The 2,006-nt window shown below is 38.0% G+C and carries 2 protein-coding genes; both read right to left on the bottom strand.

Annotated elements, in window-relative coordinates:
• Positions 1–213: 213 nt before the first annotated feature.
• Complete coding sequence (locus tag PO830_RS14805; protein WP_272854352.1) at positions 214–1,209, bottom strand: tetratricopeptide repeat protein; 996 nt, start codon at positions 1,207–1,209, stop codon at positions 214–216.
• 243 nt (positions 1,210–1,452) lie between these two features.
• Entirely contained in the window at positions 1,453–1,974 is a 522-nt protein-coding gene (locus PO830_RS14800) for a DUF6843 domain-containing protein (RefSeq protein ID WP_272854351.1), read from the bottom strand.
• Positions 1,975–2,006: the final 32 nt, after the last annotated feature.

Below are 2,006 nucleotides of genomic sequence, written 5' to 3'. Positions count from 1 at the left end.
CAACGGTCCTGGCTATCCCTCTGGCGGCGCTGGGCGGCTGATTCGGCAAGCTCCGTTTTGCAGGGCAAAAGCGGGATGCGCAGCAACAGAATCAGCTAGCGTTTGGGGCCGCCAAGGTTCGGTCCATTCCGTTTAGTTTTTAGTTTCTTTAAAGTTACGGTTTTTCAATTTACCAAAATGCGCTCGCTTGGGGATAGCCGTTGTTGGCAAACGTTATTTTATTAGCCTTTCTGCCATTTTACATGCAGATTTATCACCATAGTCGCAAGCAAGTAGAATTGCAGATAATCCCCTTAATGCAGTGTCTTGCTTTTTTTTACCTGTTTGAACAGTACTTAGTAATAATTGAGCCATCCCCAATTCATGATATGCACGGTGATATTCATTATCCACAGCTAATTGAAACCATTTAAGCGCTTCTATGCAATTTATTCTGACTACTTCGTCATTTGATTTGTTTTCTTGAGCTTTTTTTAGGTATGCATTTCCAATTTCCAGTTCCAGATACCTAAGAATTTTAGCACTTGCCGCACCACCATTTCTGTGGTTTTTGGAGAACCATTCATACGCCAATTCTTTGTCTTCCGACAAACCATACCAACCATACTCATAACCATCGCCAAGCGTGAATTGGGCTTTAATATATCCTAATTTCTCTGATTGCCGCAAATGCTTTATACCCAGAGTTTCATCCTTTTTGATTCCTCTCCCATAGAGGTAACAGATTGATAAGTCGTAAAGTGCTTTTGGGTCATCCTGATTGGCTTTTACCATTAAATCTTTCACTTCTTTCTTAACTGTGAGACCTTTGCTAACGGCATAATCTTCAGCTATTTCATCAATCGACTTACCAATGGAATATATACGAAAATAATTGTAATCCCCATTCACATATCTAATTCCATCCATATAAATACTAACATAAGTTGGTTCATCACTATTTGTTTCGTTGTAGTATGCAACTAACTGAGTTGGGAATCTCGTGTATTCTTGGTTGTTAAACATTTTAACGAGGAGTTGCGCATATTCCTTTGCTGTATATTTAGTTTTTCCATCAGATCCTCTTCCCCCATCCACACAGACTGTAAGTATGTTTTTTTGTTTAGAGTCCGCCTGTGCTTGTTCTTTCGTTCCCTCAAATATTCCGCTTTGGGATTGAATATTATTTAGCGTTAATAAGAAAAAAACAATGCTTAGGATTCGTTTCATTTTATTAATGTTTGCCAACGGTCCGGGCTATCATACGGCGGGAGGCTTAGGCGGCTGAATGGCAGAACCAAAACGCGGAGCGTTTGTGGGAAGCGGTGTTAACCGCGTGCGATTCAGCATAGCTTGGTAGCCGCCGAATATGTTCAAAATATTCCGATGACCTTTTTAGTTTGTTTTAAAGATAGTGTTTTAGTTTAGAACAATGACCCGATGCATGATAGCCGTTGTTGGCAGTAGTATTGGTTAATTACCATTATCTGTTTCACGGTTTCTTAAAATAAATTTCATTTGTTCAAAATGACTTTCATCATATTTTTCGATACTTCCAATATAAAAAGAAAGCTCAGGTTCTTGCACTGATATGAGTTCCTCTGTATCAGGATCATATTTTTCGCCTCTTCCGCTTTGCAGGAATCCGTATGCATAAATCTTACTAGCTTGCGCTAAAGAATCCTTACTGTCTTCATTTACTTCAAATACAACTGGAACTTCGACTCTTGATGAATCATTTTGTATATAAACTTTTTGAAAATGACTTTTGTATTGAGGATCAAATTGTGTCTTGAGTACTCCATTGTCATTTATTTTATAGACTCTAGAATTCCGTTCATACGTTTTTGGCTCTCCATTTTCTTGATTGAACGTAATTACCACTGGACCTGAATAATTTTCGGGTATGATGATTATTGAGTTTTCACTTTTTTGAAAAGAACACGCTGTTATTATAAAAGTTGACAACAGAAATGCTAATCTAGTATTCTTCATGTAGTTTTATGTAATATTACTGCCAACGGTCC

It is taken from the genome of Altibacter sp. HG106, from assembly GCF_028561755.1.
Classification (GTDB): domain Bacteria; phylum Bacteroidota; class Bacteroidia; order Flavobacteriales; family Flavobacteriaceae; genus DFVG01.
Note: the sequence above shows the minus strand (reverse complement) of the source record. Positions and strands in the feature narration are given on the sequence as shown.

Coding starts and splice junctions, on each gene's coding strand:
- PO830_RS14800 (WP_272854351.1), bottom strand. CDS start 1,974: ATGAAGAATACTAGATTAGCATTTCTGTTGTCAACTTTTATAATAACA.
- PO830_RS14805 (WP_272854352.1), bottom strand. CDS start 1,209: ATGAAACGAATCCTAAGCATTGTTTTTTTCTTATTAACGCTAAATAAT.